The organism is Phenylobacterium sp. (assembly GCF_036402295.1).
Classification (GTDB): Bacteria; Pseudomonadota; Alphaproteobacteria; order Caulobacterales; family Caulobacteraceae; genus Phenylobacterium.
The window spans coordinates 1-6,625 of sequence record NZ_DASWTE010000441.1 but is presented as its reverse complement, the minus strand read 5'-3'; the positions used below and the strand labels follow the sequence as shown (position 1 = coordinate 6,625).

Annotated in this window: 5 protein-coding genes; 2 read left to right on the top strand and 3 right to left on the bottom strand. The window is 69.7% G+C overall.

Annotated elements, in window-relative coordinates; genetic code table 11:
- Positions 1 to 162 precede the first annotated feature (162 nt).
- Positions 163 to 1,386, bottom strand: coding sequence for a Coenzyme F420 hydrogenase/dehydrogenase, beta subunit C-terminal domain (locus VGD44_RS25210; RefSeq protein WP_331091314.1), 1,224 nt, complete (start codon positions 1,384 to 1,386; stop codon positions 163 to 165).
- A 110-nt stretch (positions 1,387 to 1,496) separates the two neighbouring features.
- On the opposite strand from VGD44_RS25210, the gene welK reads away from it, so the two are divergent.
- Positions 1,497 to 2,579, top strand: a complete 1,083-nt coding sequence (gene welK, locus VGD44_RS25205) for a beta-1,4-glucuronosyltransferase WelK (protein ID WP_331091311.1) — start codon at positions 1,497 to 1,499, stop codon at positions 2,577 to 2,579.
- Between the two features lie 84 nt (positions 2,580 to 2,663).
- On the top strand, positions 2,664 to 4,379 hold the full coding sequence (locus VGD44_RS25200) for an O-antigen ligase family protein (RefSeq protein WP_331091309.1): 1,716 nt from the start codon (positions 2,664 to 2,666) through the stop codon (positions 4,377 to 4,379).
- A gap of 10 nt (positions 4,380 to 4,389) precedes the next feature.
- Here VGD44_RS25200 and VGD44_RS25195 read toward each other — a convergent pair whose 3' ends face one another.
- Positions 4,390 to 5,145 (bottom strand): hypothetical protein, encoded by a 756-nt coding sequence (locus VGD44_RS25195; protein ID WP_331091307.1) that lies wholly within the window; start codon positions 5,143 to 5,145, stop codon positions 4,390 to 4,392.
- Positions 5,145 to 6,500 (bottom strand): hypothetical protein, encoded by a 1,356-nt coding sequence (locus VGD44_RS25190; RefSeq protein ID WP_331091305.1) that lies wholly within the window; start codon positions 6,498 to 6,500, stop codon positions 5,145 to 5,147. The genes VGD44_RS25195 and VGD44_RS25190 overlap by 1 nt, the downstream gene beginning before the upstream one ends.
- Between the last annotated feature and the right edge of the window lie 125 nt (positions 6,501 to 6,625).

Sequence of the window (6,625 nt, the reverse complement as noted above, 5' to 3'; positions counted from 1 at the left end):
CTGTGGCGCCTGCTGGGCGACCGCCGCGCCCCCGCCGGCGCTCAATACCGCCCCAAGGGCCAGCGTCCTCAGTCGCATCCCCAACTGCTCCAATCCCCGCCATGTCTTGCCTAACGAGGTGCTTACTAGCAGTTAAAGCCGCCTGCCAGTATGGCGCCCGCGCTACAGTCGGCTGCGGCGACCCTGGATCGTGCGCCGCAGGGTGCCCAGAAAGTTCTGCAGCGCTTCGCGCGGCCGCGCCCGGCGCGCCGCCTCGGCCACCGCCAGGCCGTTCATCTTCGGCGCCGGCATCAGGGCGAAGGGCAGCGAGGCCGTCCGCGCCAGCACCAGGCGCTTGCGGCGCGCCTGCGAGGGCTGCATGCGGTCGATCTCACCGATCTCGAGGTCTTCGGCCTCGAGGACGCCCGCCGCGAGCGCGCCGCGCAGGAACTGCTCGCCCGCCTCCGACCGCGACATGATCAGGCTGCGGCCCTCGGCCTCCTCGAAGCTGGGATAGCCGTCGTCGTCGCCGTACCAGGCGTCGGCGCACGCGATGTCGGCGACGCCGCCCACCGCATCAGGACAGATCTTGCACCGGAACTGCACCTCCTTCGACAGGAAGCCGCCCCAGCTCTTGGCGTAGGTCATCTCGCGTTCGCCGTCCGGCGTCTCGGCGACGCAGTTCCCCGGCCAGCCGCGGCCGCGATAGCGGAAGCCGGTGACCGCCGCGGGCTCGACCTTCAGGTCCGCGAGGATGCGACCCACCCCGTCGTGGCTGGGGATACCGCCGCAGAAGAACGACACGAGCAGCGGCACATGCTGGCCGACGCGCGGATCCACGCGGCCCAGGCGACGCAGGGCCGAGGCGTCGCAGGGCTTGCCCACGAACGCCATCCGTCCGCCCTCGGCCAACGCGTCCTCGATCCCGGCCAGCGGGGAAGAGGCGGTGTAGCGCGAGCCGGCGCGGACCAGCACCTCCTGCGGCGTCCGCGAAAGGACCACGATGTTCTGGGTGGGCGCGGCCGGATCGGCAGCCACCTGCATCACCCGATCCACGAAGCCGGTCTTCAGGGCGTGCATGAGGAGCCCGGAGATCGCACCGCCGGACGAGCCCTCGAACCGGGTGTCGGGATCGGTGGCCGCGCCGGTCATCACGCTCCGATACGGGCCCCAGTACGGATGGGCGCCCGGCGACCACGGCTCCACCACCGCGCCCGGGCAGGACGCGGCGATCACGCGCTCTTCCTCGGCCGTCACCGGACCCACGCCTTGCGGCCGGTTGTAGCCGGGCGGGACAGACGCCATCTCGATGCCCTTCGACGCCGAGGCGCAGAGGCCGCAGCCGGTGCAAAGCTCGCCCCGGAGCACGCGCTGGACGGTTGGCGAGGCGGGGCGTTGGTGGGTCATACGGTCCATGGATTGGTGAATCGCAGCGTCAGTAAGGCGGATCGGGTTCACCAGACCTTTACGCGCCATCACGCGATAGATAGGCCGAGTAACGCGATGCGGGATGCGGGATGACGGCCACGACCACCCTCCAGGATCAAGCTCCGTCGTCGGCCGGCCCGCGCGGTCTGCGGCTCTGCCTGGCGGCGTCGGGCGGCGGCCACGTGCGTCAGCTCCTCGACCTGCAGGCGGTGTGGTCGCGATACGATCACTTCTTCATGACCGAGGACACCGCGCTGGGCGCGACACTGGCCAAATCGCACCGTACCTATTTCGTCCCGCACTACGCCTGGGGCCAGGCCAAGCTGGGCGCGCCGTTCCGGATGGCCGGACGCGCGATCAAGAGCTTCTTCCGCTCGGCGGGCGTGATGCTGCGCGAGCGGCCCGACGTGATCATCTCGACCGGCGCCGGCGCGGTCTTCTTCCCTGTGATCCTGGCGCGCCTCCTGGGCGCACGCGTCGTGGTGATCGAATCGTTCGCCCGTTTCGAGAAGCCCTCGCTGTTCGGCCGCCTGGCCGCGCCCTTCGCCCACGACCTCATCGCCCAGTCGCAGATCCTGGCCAGCCACTATCCGCGCGCCAAGATCTTCGACCCGTTCCGCAAGCTCGACACGGCGGCGCCCGAGAAGGAGCCGCTGCTGTTCGCCACGGTGGGCGCCACCCTGCCCTTCGACCGCCTCGTGACATCGGTCGAGAAACTGCGGCGCGAGGGCGCGATCCCCGAGCGGATCATCGTCCAGACCGGCGAAGGCGGGACGCGTCCCGAGGGCGTCGAGACACACGAAACGCTCGACTTCGACCGCGTGCAGGAACTGCTCAAGACCGCCTCGATCGTCGTCTGCCACGGCGGCACCGGCTCGCTGATCACGGCGCTGCGCCAGGGGTGCCACGTGATCGCCATGCCGCGGCTGGCCGACCTGGGCGAGCACTACGACGACCACCAGTCCGAGATCACCCAGGCGTTCGCCGACCGGGGCCTGATCTCGGTGGCGAAGTCGGAGGACGAGCTGCGCGACGCCCTGGTCAAGGTGCGCGACAAGCCGCGCGTGCTGGCCACCACCGACCCGCAGGCGCTGATCGCCTACCTCGAGCGCCTGCTCGACGACCTGGCGGCGCGCCAGCGCGGCGCCCGATGCGCCGCCACGGGAGCCTGACGTGATCGCCTGCGACGGCCGGTCGGCTTGCACCGCAACGCGCGGAGTCGTATCGCCGGACCCGATCCGCCGCAGGACCTCGCCATGAACCGCATCTGGAGAGCGCTGCAAGGCTGGGCCACTGGCGGGCCCGAAAGGCTCGCCGCGCAACCCCTCATCGCCGGCTACCGGCGCGGCGTCGCGCCCGGCTGGGCGATGCTGGCGATCCTCGCGCTCGCTATCGCCTGCTTCGTGTACGGCTTCTACTTCTCGGTCATGGCGCCGGCGCGGATCATGCCCTTCACGGTGCCGCTGGCGATCCTCACGGGCCTGGTGGTCTGGGCTCTGCCGGCGGGGGCGAAGGCGCCCTCGAAGGCCATCGAGCCCCTGCTCTTCGCTTTCACGATCGCCCTCCTGATCTGGCCCAACTACCTGGCCATCGCGCTGCCCAGCCTGCCCTGGATGACGATGCTGCGCATCATCGTCGTGCCGCTCATCCTGGTGCTGCTGATCTGCATGTCGGTGTCGGTGGAGTTCCGACGGAAGCTCAAGGACGTCCTGCTGACGGACAGGACACTGGCGCGGTTGTTCATCATGCTGGTCGCGCTCCAGACGATCACGATGCCGCTGTCAGCGGATATCGGAGAAAGCATCAACCGCTACATCATCGCCCAGATGAACTGGACGATCATCTTCATCGCCGCCGCCATCGTCTTCGTGCGCCGGGGGTTCGCCGAGCACTGGACCATCGCCCTGCTGGTGGCGATGACGATCCTCTGCGCTCTCGGGATCTGGGAATCCCGTCTGCACCACGTGCCCTGGGCCGGGAACATTCCGAGCATCTTCAGGATCGAGGATCCGCTGGTGCAGCGCATCCTGGCCGGCGCGTCGCGGGCGGCGACCAAAGTCTACCGCGTTCAGGGCCCTTCCACGACGCCGCTGGGCTTCGCCGAGCTCCTTGGCCTCGCGGTTCCATTCGCGATCCATTTTGCGCTCGAGCGCTACCACACCGCCCTGCGCGTGCTCGCGGCGCTTTTCCTGCCCCTCTCGGTGTACGTCATCCTCCTCACCGACTCGCGGCTGGGCGTCGTCGCGGCCCTGGCGTCTGTGATGATCTACCTCCTGATCTGGGGGCTGATCCGCTGGCGGCAGGAGCCCGGTGGGCTTATCGGACCGGCGCTCGTGCTTACCTATCCGGCCCTGTTCGTGGGGGCTGTGGCCGCCACGTTCTTCATAGGTCGGATCCGCAACGAGGTCTGGGGCAACGGCGCGCAACAGGCCAGCAACGACAGCCGCCAGGTGCAGTGGGAGATGGCGATCCCGAAGATCTTCAAGAACCCCATTGGCCACGGCATTGGCCAGGGCGGCGAGACCCTCGGCTTCTTCAACCGCGCCGGCGTCGGCACGATCGATTCCTACTACCTGAGCATCCTCCTCGAGATCGGGATCCTCGGCTTCGTCGTCTACTACGGCCTCATGCTTCGCGGCGCCTGGATCGCCGCCAGGACGGTCATCGATAGCCCACGGGACCGCGAGATCCGGCTGCTGATTCCCCTGGCCGTGTCGCTCCTGAACTACGTCGTCGTGAAATCGGTGCTCAGCCAGGAAGCGAACCACCCGCTGGCGTTCATCATGCTGGGCGCCAGTGTCGCCCTCGTCTACCGCGCGACGAAGCTCGACGCCCCGGCGTTGGCGGCCGCGATCCCTGCCGGTCGCGCGGCGCGGAAGGCCGACCTGGGGTGGCTGCCCTTGATCGGCATCCTGGGCCTGGCGTCGGCGGCCACGGCGGCGACCTTGGTCCTGATCAGGGGCGGTCTGTAGCGCCCGGCGGCTAGCCCGCCCGGTTCAGCACCGAGCCCACCACGAGCGTGCCGTCCTGCGCCAGTTGGTCGGCGAGTTGCTCGAGATCGTCGGCATAGCTAGCGCCGCGTCGCGCCACCAGAAGCGCATAGCCCGCCGCCAGCGCGACGGTGCGCGCCCCGGTCGAGCGGTTCGCGGGGGGCGTATCGAAGATCGTGCACTCGAAGTGGCGCAGGCAGCGCTGCACGACACCCTGGAACCGATCGGTGCCGAGCCGGTCCTCCGCGTCCGGGGCGACGGCCCCAGCGTACAGCACGGACAGATTGGGCATCACCTGGGCGTGGACGGCGTCGAGCAGGTCCATGCCGTCGTCGTCCAACAGGTCCCAAAGACCCGGCAGGTCGGTCGGCGGCTTGATCAGGTCCTGCAGCGATGGCGCCTCGAGGTTCGCGTCGACGATCAGGGTGGAGACTCCCGCCTGCGCCAGGCCTACGGCCAGGCTGGCGGCCACGAAGCTCACCCCCGCCCCGACCGCCGCGCCGCAAACGGCCAGGCCACGGCGGCCGAGGCGGACGTGGGTGTCCACGACTTCCGCAGCGAACGCCTGCACGGCGTCACTGCCCGGTCGGCCGGGGGCGCCAGCGAGCAAGCTGTCGACGATCCGGTAGCCGTCGGGCGTCTCCCAGACGGCCTCAGGCCGCCCTCGCCGTCGCGCCGCCTTGGGTGGCTTGGGCGGCTTCGGCGGCTTGGACTTGCGAATGGTGGTCGGCTTCGCGAGCTTGGGCATCACTCGGCGGCCATCGCCGGCTCGAGCGGCTGCTTGTCCTTCGGCGGGGCTTCGGCGCGCTGTGTGCGGCGCGGACGCCGCCGTCGCGGCCGGCTGTAATCGGGGATCTCGGCCAGAACGCGGACCCGCGTGGCCGCCTCGAGGTCGCGCGCGGCGCGGATCCGGCGCCCCATCAGCTCGACAAAGATCGCCAGGAGACTGCCACCCACCAGCCCCAGGCCCGCCGAACCCAGCAGGATCAGCGGCTTGTTCGGGAAGACGGGCTCCTTCTCCGCCTCGGCCGGCCCGATCGGCGTGGTCGTCGAGGTATTCGCGGCCGAGAGCGTGCGCGCCTGGATGACCGCCTCGGTCATGTCGTTGATGCTCGTCCGCTGGCGGTTGATCTCGTCCTGCAGGAGACGGAGCCGAAGCGTCGGTTCACGCGCGTCGAGGACCCGGTTCATCTGCTGCTGGACTTGAGCGGCCGCCGCCTGTTCGCTGGCCACCACGAGGTTTGCCATGGACGCGGTGCGCTGACGTTCGACGTCGACCTGGGCCTGCAGTCCGGCGCGTCGCCGCTGCATCGCGGCGAGGCGCGGGTTGTTGGGGCCGAGGGTGTTGCTGGCCTGCGCGATCTCGGCGTCCATTTGGCCGAGGAGGATCGACGCGGCGCTTTCGCGTGGCCCGTCGAGGATGAGGGGCGCGCGCCCCCGTCGCATCAGGCTCTCCAGCTTCGCCGCTTCCTCGTCGCGGCCCGACTCGCTCATCGAGATGCCGGTCTGGTCCTCCAGACGGTTCTGCATCGCTTCCAGCTGGGCCAGCGACCTCTTCGAGGCCTCGACGCGAGCGGAGAGGGCTGCCGCCCGCTCTTCCGCCGCCCGTCGGGTCTGGGCGGCCGACGACTCCGTGTAGGCGGCCCGCAGCGCATCGGCGACGGAAGCGGCCAGCTCGGGCGACGAGGCGATGTAGGCGATCTCGAGGATGTTGCTGTCCTCGATCATCGAGCCGCCGGCCGCGGCGCCCACCTGGGCGGCGATCCACGAATGCAGGTCGCGGCCGTCGGCCGGCGGATTGGCGTAGTAGGCGGCCTGAATGTCCGGATTGTCGACGAAGCCCAGGGCCTCGACGGCGGGTCCGGTGACCTGGAAGTCCCGGATCAGGTTAACCTGGCTCATAATATAGGCGTCGAGCATCTTCGACGGCAGGACCGCGCCGGTCGTCGGGTCGGGCTGGATGTAGTCGAGCACGACCCGGGCCGTGCCCTTGTACCGGGGCGGCGATGTGGCGATCACCACCAAGCCGCCGATCAGGCAGGCAGCCACCGAGATAGCCACCACCAGCCAGCGCCCCAAGAGAGCCCTAAGGATTGCCTTCACGGTCGTCCACGCAACGCGCCGCCGGGTGGGCGGCCTACCGCCTGATACATTGCGCCGTCGAAGATTAGAACCGCGCTAAAATGCAAGAAGCCGCCGACCCGAGGGTCGGCGGCTCCCGCAAACTA

Excerpts from the sequence above, each read along its gene's own strand:
- VGD44_RS25210 (WP_331091314.1), bottom strand. The coding sequence starts at position 1,386 with ATGACCCACCAACGCCCCGCCTCGCCAACCGTCCAGCGCGTGCTCCGG.
- welK (WP_331091311.1), top strand. The coding sequence starts at position 1,497 with ATGACGGCCACGACCACCCTCCAGGATCAAGCTCCGTCGTCGGCCGGC.
- VGD44_RS25200 (WP_331091309.1), top strand. The coding sequence starts at position 2,664 with ATGAACCGCATCTGGAGAGCGCTGCAAGGCTGGGCCACTGGCGGGCCC.
- VGD44_RS25195 (WP_331091307.1), bottom strand. The coding sequence starts at position 5,145 with ATGCCCAAGCTCGCGAAGCCGACCACCATTCGCAAGTCCAAGCCGCCG.